This window comes from Neoroseomonas eburnea (assembly GCF_018129005.1).
In the GTDB taxonomy this organism is placed as follows: Bacteria; Pseudomonadota; Alphaproteobacteria; order Acetobacterales; family Acetobacteraceae; genus Neoroseomonas; species Neoroseomonas eburnea.
Genome location: NZ_JAAEDL010000013.1, coordinates 48,917 through 66,452 on the forward strand (window position 1 = coordinate 48,917; position 17,536 = coordinate 66,452).

Sequence of the window (17,536 nt, forward strand, 5' to 3'; positions counted from 1 at the left end):
ACCCGGCGCGCGTCCAACCGGCGCGCAGCGCCCTTGACGCGGGGCGGCGGGCGGGGAAGGGATGCGCCCCATGCTGGACAAGTCCTTCGACCCCGCCGCGATCGAGCAGCGCCTCTATGAGGTCTGGGAGAAGTCGGGCGCCTTCTCGGCCGACCCCGCTTCGCCCGCCAGGCCCTTCACCATCATGATCCCGCCGCCCAACGTCACGGGCAGCCTGCATATCGGGCACGCGCTCGACAACACGCTGCAGGACGTGCTGATCCGCTGGCGCCGGATGCAGGGGCGCGATGCGCTGTGGCAGCCCGGCACCGACCATGCCGGCATCGCCACCCAGATGGTGGTCGAAAGGCTTCTGGCGCAGCAGGGCAATGCCGATCGCCGCGCCATGGGGCGGGAGGCCTTCGTCGAGCGCGTCTGGCAGTGGAAGGCGGAATCCGGCGGCACCATCACGCGGCAGTTGCGGCGCCTCGGCGCCTCGCTGGACTGGCCGCGCGAGCGCTTCACCATGGATGCGGGCCTGTCCGAGGCGGTGCGCGAAGTCTTCGTGCGGCTGTATCGCGAGGGCCTGCTCTATCGCGACAAGCGTCTGGTGAACTGGGACCCGAAGTTCCTGACCGCGATTTCCGACCTGGAAGTCGAGAGCAAGGAGGTGAAGGGCCACCTGTGGCACCTGCGCTATCCCGTGCAGGGCGAGCCGGGCCGCTTCCTGGTGGTCGCGACAACGCGCCCCGAGACCATGCTGGGCGACACGGCCGTCGCCGTGCACCCCGATGACGACCGCTTCCGCGACCTGGTCGGCAAGCGCGTGATCCTGCCGCTGGTGGGGCGCTCCATCCCGGTGGTGGCGGATGAGTATTCCGACCCGGAGAAGGGCTCGGGAGCGGTGAAGATCACGCCGGCGCACGACTTCAACGATTTCGAGCTCGGCAAGCGGCATGCGCTGCCGATGCCCTCCGTGCTGGATGCCGAAGGGCGGGTGATGCTGGACGAGATCGCGGCCTCCATGGCGGCGATCGAGGGCGTGTCGGATCCCGGCTTCGTGCGCGGCCTTGCCGGCCGGGACCGCTTCGCGGCGCGCAAGGCGATCGTCGCGCGGCTCGAGGAGATGGACCTCGTCGAGAAGATCGAGCCGCACACCCACGCCGTGCCGCATGGCGACCGCTCCGGCGTGCCGATCGAGCCGCGGCTGACCATGCAGTGGTATGTCGATGCGAAGACGCTGGCGCAGCCGGCGATCCGCGCGGTCGAGACGGGGCAGACCGTGTTCACGCCCAAGCAGTGGGAGAACACCTTCTTCGCCTGGATGCGCGACATCCAGCCCTGGTGCGTCTCGCGCCAGCTCTGGTGGGGGCATCAGATCCCGGCCTGGTACGCACCGGACGGCGAGGTCTTCGTCGCGCACAGCGAGGACGAGGCGCGCGCCCTCGCGCGCGGGAAGTTCGGCCGCGACGTGGATCTCACGCGCGACGAGGACGTGCTGGACACCTGGTTCAGCAGCGCGCTGTGGCCGTTCAGCACGATCGGCTGGCCGCAGAAGACGCCGGAACTCGCGAAATACTACCCCGGCGACGTCCTGGTGACGGGCTTCGACATCATCTTCTTCTGGGTCGCCCGGATGATGATGATGGGTATCCACTTCATGGGTGAGACGCCGTTCAAGACGGTGTGCATCCACGGCCTGGTGCGCGACGAGAAGGGACAGAAGATGTCCAAGTCGCGCGGCAACGTCATGGATCCGCTGGAGCTGATCGACGCGCATGGCGCCGATGCGGTGCGCTTCACGCTCTGCGCGCTGGCGGGCCCCGGGCGTGACATCAAGCTCGCGAAGCAGCGCATCGAGGGCTACCGCGCCTTCGCGACGAAGATCTGGAACGCGTCGCGCTTCTGCGAGATGAACGGCATCGGGCCGCGCAAGGACTTCGATCCGTCCTCCGCGAGGCTGCCGCTGTCGCGCTGGATTCTCGATGCTGCGAACGGCGCCGTCGCGGAAGCCGATGCCGCGCTGGAGGCCTTCCGCTTCGACGACTACGCCGGCGCCTGCTACCGCTTCACCTGGAACACCTTCTGCGATTGGTTCCTGGAATTCGCCAAGCCCGTGCTGAACGGGCCGGATGGCGCGGAGAAGGAGGAAGTGAAGGGCGCCGCGCAGCATGTGCTCGGCACCATCCTGAAGCTGTTGCATCCGGTGATGCCGTTCCTGACGGAGGAACTCTGGTTCCGCATGGGCTATGGGCCGGAAGGTTCGCTGATCCGCACCGTCTGGCCGGAGCCCGTGGCGGTGGATGGCGCCGCCGAGGCGCGCGCGGAACTCGATTGGGTGGTGCGGTTGATCTCCGAGATCCGCACGGTGCGGTCGGAGATGAACGTCGCGCCGTCCATCACCGTGCCGCTGCTGCTGTCCGGGGCATCCGGCGAAAGCCTGGATCGCGCGGCGCGCTGGTCGGACGCCATCAGGCGCCTGGGCCGCGCCACCGAGATCCGCGAACTGGCCGGCGAGGCGCCCAGGGGCGCCGTGCAGGCCGTGGTGGGGGAGGCGACGATCATGCTGCCGCTGGCGGATGTGATCGACCTTGGCGCCGAGCGGGCGCGCCTCGCCAAGGAGCGCGCCCGCATCGCCGGCGAAGCGCAGAAGATCGAGGCCAAGCTCGGCAACGAGACCTTCGTCTCCCGCGCGCCCGAGGAGGTGGTGGAGGAGAACCGCGAACGCCTGGCCGCCGCGCAGGTGGAGATGGCGCGGCTCGACGCCGCCATGGCGCGCATCGCCGGGTGATATCTTCGGCAGCGGTAGGCTGAACCGGTTCGTCGCCGTCGCGACCATTGCCGTCGCGACGGTGGCGGGCAGGGACCTGCCGGGGCGCTTCGGACTGGCCGGGGCGGTGGGGCAGGGGATTGCCGGCCCGGTCGCCATCGATGTCGGGGTCGTGCTTCTGTTGCATGTGGGGGGGAGGCTGTCGGAGGGGCGCCGTCCCTCCAGACCACCCCGCCAAAGGGCAGTGCCCTTTGGACTGCCGGGACTTGGTGCCGCGCGCCGCTGCCATTCCGCGTGTCAGGGCCGCCTTTGTGCAGGACGAGTGCCCGGCGGGTGCGTGGTGTCCGCCTGCAGGGCGGAATCGAGGTGTCCAAGGGCCCTGAGGCCTTTGGTGGCGAGAGATCGGGAGTGGGGCAAAGCCCCTCTCCGTCACGGAGCAGGGCGATGGCGAGGATCCACATCGGCGTCGGCGGCTGGACCTTTCCGCCCTGGCGCGGCGTCTTCTACCCCAAGGGCCTGCCGCAGAAGGACGAGCTTGCCCATGCCGGGCGGCACCTGACCGGCCTTGAGATCAACGGCACCTACTACCGCCTGCAATCGCCGGAGAGCTTCGCCAAGTGGCATGACGAGGTGCCGGAAGGCTTCGTCTTCGCGCTGAAGGGCTCGCGCTTCGTCACCAATCGCCGCGTGCTGGCCGAGGCCGGTCCGTCGCTGGAGAAGTTCTTCGCGAGCGGCCTTTCCGCGCTGAAGGACAAGCTCGGCCCGATCAACTGGCAGCTTGCCGGGACGAAGCAGTTCGATGGCGCGGATATCGACGCCTTCCTGTCCCTGCTGCCGAGGTCGGTCGATGGGGTGCCGCTGCGCCACGCGATCGAGGCGCGGCACGAGAGCTTCCGGCATCCGGAGTTCGTCGCCATCGCGCGCAATCATGGCGTGGCGATCGTCGTGGCGGCGGACGGCGAGTATCCGCTCTTCACCGACCTCACCGCGCCTTTCGCCTATCTGCGCATCATGGGCACGACGGCGGCGCATGCCGCCGGCTATGCGCCGAAGGCACTCGACGCCTGGGCGAAGCGCGCGAAGGCGCTGGCGAAGGGGGAGGGGCTCGAGGACCTCGCCGCGCCCGTGGCGCAAGCCGCGCCGAAAGCGCCGCGGGATGTCTTCCTCTTCGTCATCAGCGGGGAGAAGGAACGCAACCCGGCGGCCGCCCGGGAACTGATCGCGCGGGTCAAGGGCTGACGGCCCGCACCGGCAGCCCATATGCGGGGCATGATCCCGCTCTCGGTCCTCGACCTCTCCCCGATCCCGGAAGGCAGCGACGCCGGCCAGGCGCTGCGCCACTCCCGCGATCTCGCCCGCCATGCCGATGCGCTGGGCTACCGGCGCTTCTGGATGGCGGAACACCACAACATGCCCGGCATCGCCAGCGCGGCGACGGCGGTCGCACTCGCGCATGTCGCCGAAGGCACGCAGCGCATCCGCATCGGCGCCGGCGGCGTCATGCTGCCCAACCATGCGCCGCTGGTCGTCGCCGAGCAGTTCGGCACCCTCGCTGCGCTCTATCCGGGGCGGGTCGATCTCGGCCTCGGCCGCGCGCCGGGGACGGACCAGGTCGCGGCGCGCGCGCTGCGGCGGAACCTCGCGGGCGATTCGGATGCCTTTCCGCAGGATGTGGTGGAGCTGCTGGACTATTTCCGCCCGGCGGCACCGGACCAGGCGCTCCGCGCCGTCCCCGGCGCGGGTGAGGCGGTGGAGGCCTGGATCCTCGGCTCCAGCACCTTCGGCGCGCAGCTCGCGGCCTATCTCGGCCTGCCCTATGCCTTTGCCTCGCATTTCGCGCCGGCGCAGATGATGGATGCGATTGCCGTTTATCGGGATCGCTTCCGCCCCTCGGACCGTCTCGCGGCGCCGCGCGTCATGGTCGGCGTCAACGTCTTCGCCGCGGAGACCGAGGCCGAGGCGCGCTTCCTCTTCTCCTCCCTGCAGCAGGCCTTCCTGAACCTGCGGCGCGGCCGCCCCGGCAAGCTGCCGGCACCGGTCGAGGGGCTGGAGGCGCGGCTCGACCGGCATGAGCGCGCCATGCTCGACCATTCCCTGTCCTGCTCGGTCGTGGGTTCGCGGGAGACGGTGCGGCAGGGCATCGCCGAGATCGCCGCCCGCACCGGCGCCGACGAGCTGATGGTCACCGCGCAGATCTTCGACCACGCCGCCAGGCTGCGGTCCTTCGCGATCCTCGCCGAGGCGCACCAGCCCGCCGCGGCCCCGGCATGACGACCGGCCGCCCGATGCCGGTATGGCCACCTTCCCGCCGGTGCGCACTTGACGCACCCCCCATCGGCCCTGGATAGCCCGCTGATGCAGGGAAGCCGGCCGGGACCGGCTTCCGAAAAGCCCGAGGAGACCGTCCGTGTCCGCAAGTGCCTGGGACAAGTCCAAGCTGCCGAGCCGCCACACCACCATGGGGCCGGAGCGGGCGCCGCACCGTTCCTACTACTACGCCATGGGGCTGACGGCGGAGGAGATCGCGGCCCCGCTCGTCGGCGTCGCCTCCTGCTGGAACGAGGCCGCGCCCTGCAACATCGCGCTCTCCCGCCAGGCGCAGGCCGCCAAGAAGGGCGTGAAGGACGCCGGCGCGACGCCGCGCGAATTCACCACCATCACGGTGACCGACGGCATCGCCATGGGCCACCAGTCGATGAAGTCCTCCCTGGCCTCGCGCGAGGCCATCGCGGATTCCATCGAACTCACCATGCGCGGCCATTGCTACGACGCGCTGGTCGGCATCGCCGGCTGCGACAAGTCGCTGCCGGGCGTGATGATGTCCATGCTGCGGCTGAACGTGCCGAGCGTGTTCATGTATGGCGGCTCGATCATGCCGGGGAAGCACCATGGGCGTGACGTGACCGTGCTCGACGTCTTCGAGGCGGTCGGCCAGCACGCCGCCGGCAACATGTCGGACGAGGAACTCGACGAGCTCGAACGTCACGCCTGCCCCGGTGCCGGCGCCTGCGGCGGCCAGTTCACCGCCAATACCATGGCCTGTGTCAGCGAGATGATCGGCCTCGCTCTGCCCTTTTCAGCCGGCGCGCCGGCGCCGAACGTGGAACGCGACGACTACGCCGTCGCTTCGGGCAAGGCGGTGGTCGAGCTCATCCGCCGCAACATCCGGCCGCGCGACATCGTGACGCTGGACGCGCTGCACAACGCCGCGGCGATCGTCGGCGCGACCGGCGGTTCCACCAACGCCGCGCTGCACCTGCCGGCGATGGCGCACGAGGCCGGCATCCGCTTCACCCTGCAGGATGTCGCCGAGATCATGCGCAGGACGCCGCACATCGCCGACCTCAAGCCCGGCGGGAAATACGTTGCGGCCGATGTCCACCGCATCGGCGGCGTGCCGGTCATCATCAAGGCGCTGCTCGACGGCGGCTATGTGAAGGGCGACTGCCTGACGGTCACGGGGAAGACCCTCGCGGAGAACCACCGCGAGGTGATCGTGCCCGCCGGCCAGGACGTGGTGCGCCCGACGATCAGCCCGATCAGCCCGATCGGCGGCGTCGTCGCCCTGCACGGCAACCTGGCGCCCGAGGGCGCGATCGTGAAGATCGCCGGGATGACGAAGCTGCGCTTCGAAGGCACCGCATTGTGCTTCGACTGCGAGGAGGACGCCTTCAAGGCCGTCGAGATGCGGGCCTACAAGGCCGGGGACGTCATCATCGTTCGCTACGAAGGGCCCAAGGGCGGGCCGGGCATGCGGGAGATGCTCTCGACCACCTCGGCGATCTACGGCCAGGGCATGGGCGACAAGGTGGCGTTGATCACCGACGGGCGCTTCAGCGGCGCCACGCGCGGCTTCTGCATCGGCCATGTCGGCCCGGAGGCGGCGGTCGGCGGGCCGATCGCCCTGCTGCGGAACGGCGATCGCATCGTCATCGACGCGGAAGCGGGCACCATCGACATGATCGTGCCGGAGGAGGAGATCGCCCGCCGGCGCGCCGCCTGGACGCCGCGCGGGACGGACTACAATTCCGGAGCCCTGTGGAAGTATGGCCAGCTCGTCGGGCCGGCCTATCTCGGCGCCGTGACGAACCCCGGCGCGGCCGCCGAGACGCATTGCTACGCGGACCAGTAGTGCTCGTCGCACGCAGGATCGACCTCCGGCCCGCGGAGCCGGGCGCGCGGTCGCGCGACGCGGCGCATGCCGTGAAGCCGAGGGCCGCGCCTGCGGCCGGCCGGGCGTCCGAGGCGGACGAAGGCGGAACCCCCGTCCGCTTGGCATGATCCGCCACGCCTTTGCCATGCCGGCGATGGCAGAATTCCCGTTCGGCGGGGCGGCACGCTGCCCCGCCGTCGGGAGGCTGCCATGTTGGGCATGCGTCTGCTGCTTCCATTCTGCGCCGGCCTCGGGCTGGTCGGCTGCATCGCCTATCCCGCGCCGGTACCCTACGCGGCGGGACCCTACGGGACGGCACCGGTCTATGTTGAGCCGGCGCCACCGCCAGCGCGGGTCTATGTGGCGCCGCCCCCGCGGCGGCATTGGGTGCCGCGGCGCTGCGACGCCTGGGGACGCTGCTGGGGCGGCTATTGGCGCTGAGCGCGGGAGGGAGCGATGGCCCGGATGCGCGCTGCCATTGGGCTTGGCATGCTGCTTGGCGCCTGCGCCGTCTACCCGGACGGCGCCATAGGGCCGTTGCCGCCGCCGCCGGCTCCGGTCGTGCCCTACGCGCCGCCCGCCTATGGCTACGGCTACGGGGGCGCATCGGAGGAAGGCGTGCCGATCTACGTGGTCCCGCAGCCGCCCCCGCCGGTGGTGGTGTCGCCGTCGATCGGAATTGGCCTTGGCTGGGGTTGGGGCTGGGGCTGGGGATGGGGTGGTCGCGGCTATTGGGGGCCGCGCGGCGGCTACTGGGGCCGGCCCTACTACAGGCGCCGGTGGTAGAGCGGATGCCGGTCAGGTGGCATCGCCTCATCGGGTGAAGACGCTCGCAGGACCAAGAGGCTGGAGCGGTTGCCGTGAGCCGAGGCGAACGGAAACCGCTCCAGGCCCGGTCAGCGCAGCGTGGCGATCACCGGCGTGTGGTCGGAAGGCTGCGGCTCGGACCGCGGAGCGGTGTCCACCTCGCAGGAGTCCAGGCGCTCGGCCAGTTCGGGGCTCAGCAGCACATGGTCGATCCGCAGGCCGCGGTTGATCTCGAAGGCCGCGCCGTAGTCCCAGTACGTGTAGAGCGTCTCCGCCGGGTGCAGCGCCCGCAGCGCGTCGGTCAGGCCGAGATGCAGCAGGGCGCGGAAGCGCGCGCGGCTTTCCGGCCGGACCAGCGCGTCGGTGGGCGGCAGGGCGCCCGGCGCCAGGTCCGCATCGGTCGGGCAGACGTTGAAGTCGCCGAGCATCGCGAAGGGCGTGAAGCTGTCGAGCCGCTCCGCCGCCACTGCCCGCAGCCGGTCCATCCAGGCCAGCTTGAAGGCGAAGCCGGCCTCGCCGCCGGAATTGCCATTGGGCAGGTAGATGCCGGCGGCATTGAGGCCACCCGCGCGCACCTCGATGTAGCGGGCCTGGGTGTCCTCCTCGTCGCCGGGCAGGTGCTCGGCGACCACCTCGAAGGGGATGCGGGCGATCACCGCGACGCCATTGCGCCCGCCCGGCTGCCCGACGGCATGGGTCCTGTAGCCCAGCGCCTCGAATTCCGTCGTCGGCACCTGCTCCGCCGTGCAGCGCGTCTCCTGCAGGAAGAGCAGGTCAGGCTGCACACGCTCCAGGAAGCGCACGACATGGCCGGCACGCTGGCGGATCGAATTGACGTTGAAGGTGCCGAGTTTCATGGGGCCTCGAGAAGGTCGGGGGGAAGGGAACTTCCCCCCGAACCCCCCAACCTTCTTTGGCACCTGGGACCTGACTTTGGCTGTCAGTTCCCAAAGGACAAAGAAGGGAGGGGGCGTGGGGGAGGTTCTCCTCCCCCACCCTTATCCCACCGAAAACGACGTCCCGCATCCACAGGCCGACACTGCCTGCGGATTGCGGATGGCGAAATGCGCCCCGATCAGCTCCTCGGCCCAGTCGAGTTCCGCCCCCGCCAGCAGGTCCAGCGAGACGGGATCCACGAAGACCCGCCCTTCGCCCTCGCCCACCACCAGGTCATCCTCGGCCGGCGAATCCTCAAGTCCGAACTTGTACTGGAACCCCGAGCAGCCGCCGGCCTCCACCGCAAGGCGCAGACCCGCGGCGGGGCGCCCTTCGCGCGCGGCGATCTCGGCCACCTGGGCGCGGGCGCGGTCGGTCACACGGAAGGCTGGGGCGGTGCTGGCACCGTCGGGCATGGTGGGGTCACTCCTCGGAACCCGAAGATAGGCGCTTCGGCGCTCCGTTCCAACGCAGGGGTGCGGTTGCCGGGGGGCGCGCCCGGGTGCTACGGCCCCCGGCCATGACTCTCGCGCCCTATGCCGTCCGGCCCGAGACCTCCCGCGGCCGGCTCCATCCGGAAGCGGGGGGTGATGCGCGCTCGCCCTTCCAGCGGGACCGCGACCGCATCATCCATGCCACGGCCTTCCGGCGCCTGCAGTACAAGACGCAGGTCTTCGTCTACCATGAAGGCGACCATTTCCGGACGCGCCTGACCCATTCCATCGAGGTCGCGCAGATCGCCCGCTCCATCGCCCGGCAACTGGCGCTGGACGAGGACCTGGCCGAGGCGCTCGCGCTCGCCCACGACCTCGGCCACCCGCCCTTCGGCCATGCCGGCGAGGACGCGCTGAACAGCGCGATGAAGCCCTATGGCGGCTTCGACCACAATGCGCAGTCGCTCAAGGCGGTGACGGCGCTGGAGACGCGCTACGCCGGCTTCGACGGGCTGAACCTCACCTGGGAGACGCTGGAGGGCCTCGCCAAGCACAACGGCCCGCTGCGCCGCCCATCGCCCTATATCGCGGCCTATGACGCGCGGCACCCGCTCGACCTCGACACCCATGCCTCGGCCGAAGCGCAGGTCGCCGCGCTGGCCGACGACATCGCCTACAACAACCACGACCTCGATGACGGGCTGCGGGCGCGGCTCTTCGCGCTCGAGGAAGTCGCCGGGCTGCCCCTGATCGGGGAGGCGCTGGCGGAAGCCCGCGCCTGCGCCGCCGACGTCGCCCCCGAGCGGCTGGCGCCGGAGATGATCCGCCGCGTCATCAACCACATGGTGGGCGACGTGGTGGCGGAAAGCCGCCGGCGGCTCGCCGCCCTGGCGCCCGAAGGCGTGGACGACATCCGCCGCGCCGGCCACCCGGTGATCGCCTTCTCCGAAGCGATGACGCAGGCGAACCTCGCGGTGCGCGACTTCCTGTTCCACCGCATGTACCGGCATTGGCGGGTCAACCGCACCATGGCGAAGTCGAAGCGCGTGGTGCAGTTGCTGTTCAGCCTGCTGCACGGCGGGCCGCAGATGCTGCCGCCGATGTGGCGCGCCCGCGCCGGCGACCCCGGCAGCGCCCAATGCGCCCTGGTGGTGTGCGACTACATCGCCGGCATGACCGACCGCTACGCGCTGGAGGAACACCGGCGCATGACCGACCCCGACATCCCTGGCTGAGCACCCCATGACCGAGAACATCTTCACCCTGCTGACGCAGGAGGTGCGCGGCGCGCTGGCGGCCCTGGTGCCCGAACTGCCGGCCGAAGCCCTGGCGCGCGTACAGGTCGAGCCGCCGCGCGACGCCGCGCATGGCGACATGGCGACCAATGCCGCGCTGGTCGCCGCCAAGCCGGCGCGCATGCCGCCGCCCAAGCTCGCTGCGGCGCTGGCCGGGCGCCTGATGGCCCTGCCGATGGTCAGCGAGGCGGCACCCGCCGGTCCCGGCTTCGTAAACCTCCGGCTGAGGGAGGACTTCCTCCGCGCCCAGGTGCCGACCGTACTGCGCGTCGGGGAACGCTACGGCGACAGCAGGCTCGGCGCCGGCGTGCGGGCGAATGTCGAATACGTCTCGGCCAATCCGACGGGGCCGATGCATGTCGGCCATTGCCGCGGAGCCGTGGTGGGCGATGCGCTGGCGAACCTGCTCGCCAAGGCGGGCTGGGACGTCACCAAGGAATACTACGTCAACGACGCCGGCAACCAGGTCGCGGCCCTCGGCTGGGCGGCCTACTGGCGGTACATGCGCGCCATCACCCTCAACGGCGAGGACTGGACCGCGGAAGCCACCGAGCGCCGCTTCGGCGTCACGCTGCAATACCGGGGCGACTACCTCGTCGCGGTGGGCGATGCGCTGGCCGAGCGCTTCGGCGACAGCCTCGCCGCACGGCGCATCGAAGGCACCAAGGTGCCGGCTGAGGAGACGCTCTCCGCCTTCGCCCCGGCGCTGGAGCGCGGCTGGCTGGTGAAGACCGCCTGGCTCGACACCGTGCGCGAGACGGCGGTGGCGATGATGATGGCGGAGATCCGCGAGGACCTCGCGCTGCTCGGCGTGAACCAGGATGTCTTCCTGTCCGAGCGCTCGCTGGTCGAGGCCGGCGCCGTCGAGGGCGCGGTGAAGCTGCTCGAGGACAGGGGCCTGATCTACGAGGGCGTGCTCGAACCGCCCAAGGGCAAGACGCCGGAGGATTGGGAACCGCGCCCGCAGACGCTGTTCCGCGCCACCGATTTCGGCGATGACGTGGACCGGCCGCTGCGCAAGTCCGACGGCTCCAACACCTACTTCGCCAACGACATCGCCTGCCACGCGGACAAGATCGCGCGCGGGCACGATCTGCTGATCGACGTCTGGGGCGCCGACCATGGCGGCTATGTCTCCCGCATGCAGGCGGCGGTGCGCGCGGTCTCGGACGGCAAGGTGCCGCTCGAGGTGGTGCTCTGCCAGATCGTCCACGTGATGAAGGCGGGCGAGCCGGTGCGCATGTCGAAGCGCGCCGGCACCTACGTCACGCTGCGCGACCTGATCGAGGAGGTCGGCCGCGACGCCGTGCGCTTCACGATGCTGACGCGCAAGTCGGATGCGCAGATGGAATTCGACCTCGACAAGGTGGTCGAGCAGTCGCGCGACAACCCGGTCTTCTACGTGCAGTACGCCCATGCGCGCTGCCGCTCGGTGCTGCGCCAGGCCGGGGACCCCGCGGTGGCCGATCTGGCGGGCGCGCCGCTCGATGCGCTGACCGACCCGGCGGAGACCGCCCTGATCCGCCGGATCGCCGCCTGGCCGCGCACGGTCGAAGCCGCCGCAACAGCCCGTGAGCCCCATCGGATCGCGTTCTATCTTGGGGACTTGGCCGGGGACTTTCATGTATTGTGGAACCGTGGTCGCGACGATTCGACGCTGCGCTTCATCCGCGCGGAGGAACCGGAAGCGACCCGGGCCCGGCTGGCCCTCGTCGCGGCGACCGCGACGGTGATCCGTTCGGGCCTCGGCGTCATGGGGGTGACGCCGGTCGAGGAGATGCGCTGACGGGCTGATGCGCGGCCCAGGGGGTGGGGCGTGAACGACATTCCGGTACCGTCCTATCGTGTGCGCCCGTCGGGGGACGGCGGGCCGCCCTGGCGGATGATCGCGGTCGGCGGGGGGCTTGCCATGGCGCTTCTCGTCGGGGCCGGCGTGGTCTGGGGCGTATCGCGCATGGGCGGGTCCCGCTCCGTGCCGCTGATCGAACCCGATCCGCGCCCGTTCAAGGTGCGGCCCGACGATCCGGGCGGGCTGCGGGTGCCGAACCAGGACGAGTTGATCTTCGAGCGCAACCGTGGCCCGGCGCAGTCCGGCGGCGGCCAGCTTGCGCCCGAGCCCGAGGCGCCGCGGCTCGACGCGCTGCGCGCCCAGGTGGCGCAGCCGGCGCCGCGCCCGGCCGAACCCGCACCGCAGGCAGCCGTACCGGGGTCGCAGGCACTGGCCCCGCAGGCGGCCGCACCGCAGGCCACGGCCCCTGCCGCCCCGGAAGCACCCGCCCGGCCCGCACCGGCACCGAATGGCCGTATCCGCGTCCAGCTCGGCGCGCTGACGAGCGAGGAGGCGGCGCAGGGTGAATGGGACCGCCTGGCGCGGCGCCATGCCGAGCTGCTCGGCGCCTTCCGCCCGCAGGTGGTGCGCTTCGAGCGGGAAGGGCAGGCGACGCTGTTCCGCCTGCGTACCGGCGGCTTCGCCGATGTCGCGGCCGCGCAGGCGTTCTGCGAGCAGGCGCGCGCCCGCGGCATGCCCTGCGTCGTCATCCGCTGATCCGCCGCGCTGCATCGTGACCCCCCGCGCGGCGATCGTCGGCCTGTCCGGGCCCTCCCTGACGGCCGAGGAGGCGGCGCTGTTGCGCGCCCGCCGCCCGGCCGGTGCCATCCTTTTCGCCCGCAATGTCGTGGCCCCGGCGCAACTCCGTGCCCTGACGGCGGCGATCCGGGAGGCGCTGGGCGAACACGCGCCGATCCTGGTCGATCAGGAAGGCGGCCGCGTCGCGCGGCTGAAGCCGCCGCATTGGGAGGCCTTCCCCGCCGCCGCCGCCTTCGAGGGCGCCCCGGCGCCCGCCGCGCGCGCCAATGCCCTGCTGCTCGGCGCCGCCTGCGTGGCGGAAGGGCTCGACGTGGTCTGCGCGCCGGTGCTCGACCTGCGCCTGCCCGGCGCCCATGGGGTGATCGGCGACCGCGCCTTCTCGGCCGAGCCGGCGGAGATCGCGCGGCTCGGCGCCGCCTTCGTCGCCGGCTTGCAGGATGCCGGCGCCATTCCGGTGATCAAGCACATTCCCGGCCATGGCCGCGCGCTCGCCGACAGCCACCATGAACTGCCGCGCGTCGGCGCCCCGGCGGCGGAGCTTGCCGCCGACATCGCACCGTTCCGGGCGCTCGCGTGTTGCGGCGCCTGGGCAATGACGGCGCATGTGCTCTACGAGGCCTGGGATGCGGCGCTGCCCGCCACCATCTCTCCCGCGGTGGTACGGAACGTGATCCGTGACGAGATCGGCTTCGACGGGGTGCTGGTGACCGACGACCTGGCGATGGGCGCGCTGCAGGGGGCCTCGAACGACTTGGCCACGGCGGCGCTGGCGGCCGGCTGCGACCTGGTACTGCATTGCACGGGACGGCTGGCGGATACCGCCGCGCTGCTGGCCGATTGCCCGCGGCTGACCGACCGCGCCGCGGCGCGCATGGCGGCCGCCCGCGCCGCGCGCGACGCCTTCCGCGACCGCGACCCGGGCAGCCTGCGCGCCCTGCGGGATGCGATGCTCGGTGCCCGCACCGCCGGCCCGGCCGGCGCCGACCCGACCGCCCGGGAGGCCTGATGCCCGACTGGCTGCCGGAAGCCGCGGCGGCGGTGCTCGCCGCCGTGCTCGCCATCACCATCCATGAGGCCGCGCACGGCTATGCCGCGCTGGCGCTGGGCGACGACACCGCGCAGCGGGCCGGGCGGATCAGCCTCAATCCGCTGCGCCATGTGGACCCGCTGGGCACGCTGATCGTGCCGGGGCTGATGGTGCTCGGCCAGTTGCTGACGATCGGGCAGGTGCAGGCGATGTTCGGCTGGGCGAAGCCCGTGCCGGTGGATATCTGGCGGCTGCGCAGCCCACGCTGGGGCATGGTGCTGGTCGCCGCGGCGGGGCCGGGGGTCAATGCGCTGCTGGCCTTCTCGGCGGCGCTGCTGGCGCATCTCGTCCTGGCTGCGCAGGGGATGATCGGGCCGGAGCTGACACAGTTCCTGCTGCGCTTCGTCGCGCTGTCCATCGTGGCGAACCTGGTGCTCGGCCTGTTCAACCTGCTGCCGGTGCCGCCGCTCGACGGCGGGCGGATCATGGTGGGGATCCTGCCGCGGGCGCCGGCCATCGCGCTGGCGCGCGCCGAGCCCTATGGCATGATGATCGTGATCCTGGTGCTGTTCGTGCTGCCCATGGCGGTGCCGGCCTGGGACCCGATGGCCTGGTTCGTCCGGCATGTCGTGGCACCCGCCTTCGACCTCGTGCTGCTGGCGGCCGGGCATGGAGGCGGAGGATGAGCGAGTCGCTCCAGCTCCATCTCGAAGGGTTCGAGGGGCCGCTCGACCTGCTGCTGGAACTCGCTCGCGCGCAGAAGGTGGACATCGCGAAGATCTCCATCGTCGCGCTGGTAGACCAGTACCTGGCGGTGATCGAGGGGGCGCGGCGGGTGCGCCTGGAACTCGCCGCGGATTGGCTGGTGATGGCGGCCTGGCTCGCCTGGCTGAAATCCCGCCTGCTGGTGCCGCCCGAGGAGGCCGAGGGCGAGGACGCCGAGGCGCTGGCCGAACAGCTCGCCGACCGGCTGGCCGAGCTGGAACGCATGCGCGCCGCCGCCCTGTGGCTGAACCGCCGGCCCTGGCTGGGGCATGACGTCTTCGCCCGCGGCGCGCCGGAAAGCCTGCGCGTCGAGGACCGCACCGGGCTGCATGCCGACCTGCCGGCGCTGCTGCAATCCTACGTGGCGGCGCGCCGGCGCGCCCTGGCCCGCCGCCCGTACCGGCCGAAGCCGCGAAAGCTCTTCACCGTGCAGGAGGCGCTCGACCGCCTGACCCGGCTGGTCGGCGCGCTGCCCTCCTGGTCGGTGCTGCAGGGATTCCTGCCGGATACCATCCTCGACCCGCTGGAACGTCGCGCGGCCCTTGCCAGCACGCTCGTGGCAGGCTTGGAGATGGCGCGCGGCGGCGGGATCGAGATCCGCCAGGAGGAGGCCTTCGGCCCCATCCTGCTCCGCCGCCGGCCGGAGGAGGATTCATCGGATGAACGGACGGCCTGAGGCGGCGGGCGAGGGGCCCGCCCCGGCGCCGGAACGGGGCGAGGGAGGGGAGGACACCCCCGCCCTGGCGCCGGTCGCGCCCGTGCCGTCGGAGGCCCTGCCGCAGGGCGAGGCATCGCTCGCCGCAGCGGGCGACGATGCGGGCTGTCGGCCCGAGACGGACGAGGCCGCGAGCGAGCACGCGGTCGGCCCGGCGCCCGGGGATGGGCCGGAAACGGCACCCGGGACCGAGGGCGTCGGTGACGTGCCCGTCGCCTCCGCCGATGAGATCTCGCCTTTGGCGGACGCGCCCGACCCCGCGCTGCTCGCCGCCGGCGTGCGCATCGCCGAGGCGCTGATCTTCGCCTCCGACCGCCCTGTGACCCCGGCGGTGCTGTCGGCGGTGTTGCCGGAGGGGCTCTCCGCGGCCGTGGCGGTCGCGGCCCTCGCCGCCGCCTGCGAAGGGCGTGGCGTGGTGCTGGCCGAGGTCGCCGGCGGCTGGGCCTTCCGTACCGCGCCGGACCTGGCGCAGCGCCTGACCAAGGTGGTGCAGGCGCCGCGCCGCCTGCCGCGCGCGGCGATGGAGGCGCTGTCCGTCATCGCCTACCACCAGCCCTGCACGCGCGGCGAGATCGAGGAGATCCGCGGCGCGAGTCTCGCCCAGACGACGCTCGAGGCGCTGCTGGAACTTGGCCTGATCGCCCCGCGGGGACGGCGCGAGGTGCCGGGGCGGCCGACCCTGTGGGGCACCACGCCGAAGTTCCTCGAGCAGTTCGGCCTCAAGGCGCTGTCCGACCTGCCGCGCAAGGAGGAACTGGTTACCGCCGAGACCGGCCCCGCCCTGCCGGGCCTGGCGACTGCGGCGGCGCAGGTCCCGGGGCCAGCCGATGGTGATGCCGACTCCGAGGCGGCGGAAGTATCGCCCGCGATCGGGTCGGAAGCGCCACCGGTCGCGGCCGAGCCGGGCGCGCCCGCCGATGCGCGCCCCCTGGCGGCCGACAGCCCGCCCGGCGCCTGAGGGCGAAGCAGACTTGTCTCTCATCTTTCACGATATCCACCACGCCTATGGTGTCCGCGAGGTGCTGCGCGGCATCGATCTCTCGGTGGCCCCCGGCGAGATCGTCTGCCTGCTGGGTGCCTCGGGCTGCGGCAAGACGACGCTGCTGCGTCTCGCCGCCGGGCTTGAGCCCTTGCAGGCCGGACGCATCGAACTCGGCGGCCAGGTCATTGCCGAGCCAGGACGGGACGTGCCGCCGGAACGCCGCGGCGTCGGCTTCGTCTTCCAGGACTACGCGCTGTTCCCGCATCTCACGGTGGCCGAAAACGTCGCCTTCGGCCTGCGCTTCGCACCCAAGGGCGAACGCGGCTGGCGGGTGATGGACGCGCTCGCGCGCGTGGGGCTTGAAGCCTACCAGGCGGCCTTCCCGCACATGCTCTCCGGCGGGCAGCAGCAGCGCGTCGCGCTCGCCCGGGCGCTGGCGCCGCGCCCCTCGGTGCTGCTGCTGGACGAGGCCTTCGCCAGCCTCGATGCGCGCCTGCGGGAACAGGTGCGCGACGACACGCTGCATGTGCTGCAGACCTCCGGCATCGCCACCCTGCTGGTGACGCACGACTCGGAGGAGGCGATGTTCATGGGCGACCGCATCGCCCTGATGCGGGAAGGGCGGATCCTGCAGCTCGGCCCGCCCGAAGCGCTCTATTTCGGCCCGGTGGACCGCTATGTGGCGACCTTCCTCGGCGAGGTGAACCGCTTGCCCTCCCGCGTGCAGGATGGCCAGGCGGAAACCGCGATCGGCACCCTGCCGGCGCGGGAGATGGCCGACGGCACGGTGGTCGAGGTGCTGGTCCGCCCCGAAGGCCTGCGCCTCGGCGCCGAGAATGCGCACGAGGCGGAGGTCGAGGCCTGCCGTCTGCTCGGCGCCACCACGCTCGTCCACCTGGCGCTACCGGATGGGGCGGGGGGGCTGCTGCACCTGCATGCCCGGCTGCCCCCGGGGCGGCGCCTCGCACGTGGCGAGCGCGTAACGGTCGCGATCGACCCCGAGCGGGCCTTCGTCTTTCCGCCCGAGGCTACCTAGATAGACGTGGCCGCATTGGCGGCTTGCCGGCTTCCTGCTAACGGGGCGTC

General features: G+C 71.7%; 16 protein-coding genes. 14 read left to right on the forward strand and 2 right to left on the reverse strand.

Translation table 11 applies throughout. The annotated features are described in order from the left end of the window. Positions 1 to 70 precede the first annotated feature (70 nt). The 6 genes from GXW74_RS14265 to GXW74_RS14290 all read left to right on the forward strand — a co-directional run bounded on the left by GXW74_RS14265 (position 71) and on the right by GXW74_RS14290 (position 7,688). A complete protein-coding gene (locus GXW74_RS14265; protein WP_211847187.1) occupies positions 71 to 2,770 on the forward strand; it encodes a valine--tRNA ligase in 2,700 nt (899 codons plus the stop codon). 423 nt (positions 2,771 to 3,193) lie between these two features. Then, positions 3,194 to 3,988: a DUF72 domain-containing protein gene (locus tag GXW74_RS14270; RefSeq protein WP_211847188.1), complete on the forward strand. Its 795-nt coding sequence runs from the start codon at positions 3,194 to 3,196 to the stop codon at positions 3,986 to 3,988. 30 nt (positions 3,989 to 4,018) lie between these two features. Next, positions 4,019 to 5,020 carry an LLM class flavin-dependent oxidoreductase gene (locus tag GXW74_RS14275; protein WP_211847189.1) on the forward strand — a complete coding sequence of 334 codons (1,002 nt, stop codon included), beginning with the start codon at positions 4,019 to 4,021 and terminating at the stop codon, positions 5,018 to 5,020. Positions 5,021 to 5,156: 136 nt separating this feature from the next. Further along, positions 5,157 to 6,881, forward strand: a complete 1,725-nt coding sequence (gene ilvD, locus GXW74_RS14280; protein ID WP_211847190.1) for a dihydroxy-acid dehydratase — start codon at positions 5,157 to 5,159, stop codon at positions 6,879 to 6,881. A gap of 231 nt (positions 6,882 to 7,112) precedes the next feature. Further along, positions 7,113 to 7,343 (forward strand): hypothetical protein, encoded by a 231-nt coding sequence (locus GXW74_RS14285; RefSeq protein ID WP_211847191.1) that lies wholly within the window; start codon positions 7,113 to 7,115, stop codon positions 7,341 to 7,343. 24 nt (positions 7,344 to 7,367) lie between these two features. After that, complete coding sequence (locus GXW74_RS14290; protein WP_211847192.1) at positions 7,368 to 7,688, forward strand: hypothetical protein; 321 nt, start codon at positions 7,368 to 7,370, stop codon at positions 7,686 to 7,688. Positions 7,689 to 7,798: 110 nt separating this feature from the next. On the opposite strand, the gene xth is transcribed toward GXW74_RS14290, so the two are convergent. Next, positions 7,799 to 8,566: an exodeoxyribonuclease III gene (xth, locus tag GXW74_RS14295; protein ID WP_211847193.1), complete on the reverse strand. Its 768-nt coding sequence runs from the start codon at positions 8,564 to 8,566 to the stop codon at positions 7,799 to 7,801. A 141-nt stretch (positions 8,567 to 8,707) separates the two neighbouring features. Further along, a complete protein-coding gene (locus tag GXW74_RS14300; protein ID WP_211847194.1) occupies positions 8,708 to 9,061 on the reverse strand; it encodes a HesB/IscA family protein in 354 nt (117 codons plus the stop codon). Between the two features lie 104 nt (positions 9,062 to 9,165). Here GXW74_RS14300 and GXW74_RS14305 point away from each other — a divergent pair, with 104 nt between their 5' ends. Genes GXW74_RS14305 through GXW74_RS14340 form a run of 8 tightly spaced genes read left to right on the forward strand, consistent with a single transcriptional unit; the run spans position 9,166 to position 17,486 of the window. Next, positions 9,166 to 10,314 (forward strand): deoxyguanosinetriphosphate triphosphohydrolase, encoded by a 1,149-nt coding sequence (locus GXW74_RS14305; RefSeq protein ID WP_211847195.1) that lies wholly within the window; start codon positions 9,166 to 9,168, stop codon positions 10,312 to 10,314. 7 nt (positions 10,315 to 10,321) lie between these two features. After that, a complete protein-coding gene (locus GXW74_RS14310; RefSeq protein WP_211847196.1) occupies positions 10,322 to 12,160 on the forward strand; it encodes an arginine--tRNA ligase in 1,839 nt (612 codons plus the stop codon). Positions 12,161 to 12,190: 30 nt separating this feature from the next. Further along, on the forward strand, positions 12,191 to 12,919 hold the full coding sequence (locus tag GXW74_RS14315) for an SPOR domain-containing protein (protein ID WP_211847197.1): 729 nt from the start codon (positions 12,191 to 12,193) through the stop codon (positions 12,917 to 12,919). A gap of 16 nt (positions 12,920 to 12,935) precedes the next feature. Further along, on the forward strand, positions 12,936 to 13,967 hold the full coding sequence (gene nagZ, locus GXW74_RS14320) for a beta-N-acetylhexosaminidase (RefSeq protein WP_338148238.1): 1,032 nt from the start codon (positions 12,936 to 12,938) through the stop codon (positions 13,965 to 13,967). After that, positions 13,967 to 14,674, forward strand: coding sequence for a site-2 protease family protein (locus GXW74_RS14325; RefSeq protein ID WP_211847198.1), 708 nt, complete (start codon positions 13,967 to 13,969; stop codon positions 14,672 to 14,674). Before nagZ ends, GXW74_RS14325 begins: the two co-directional genes overlap by 1 nt. After that, positions 14,671 to 15,429 (forward strand): segregation and condensation protein A, encoded by a 759-nt coding sequence (locus GXW74_RS14330; protein ID WP_211847199.1) that lies wholly within the window; start codon positions 14,671 to 14,673, stop codon positions 15,427 to 15,429. The genes GXW74_RS14325 and GXW74_RS14330 overlap by 4 nt, the downstream gene beginning before the upstream one ends. Further along, positions 15,413 to 16,426, forward strand: a complete 1,014-nt coding sequence (gene scpB, locus GXW74_RS14335) for an SMC-Scp complex subunit ScpB (protein ID WP_211847200.1) — start codon at positions 15,413 to 15,415, stop codon at positions 16,424 to 16,426. The genes GXW74_RS14330 and scpB overlap by 17 nt, the downstream gene beginning before the upstream one ends. Positions 16,427 to 16,439: 13 nt before the next feature. Then, on the forward strand, positions 16,440 to 17,486 hold the full coding sequence (locus GXW74_RS14340) for an ABC transporter ATP-binding protein (protein ID WP_246523353.1): 1,047 nt from the start codon (positions 16,440 to 16,442) through the stop codon (positions 17,484 to 17,486). Positions 17,487 to 17,536 lie beyond the last annotated feature (50 nt).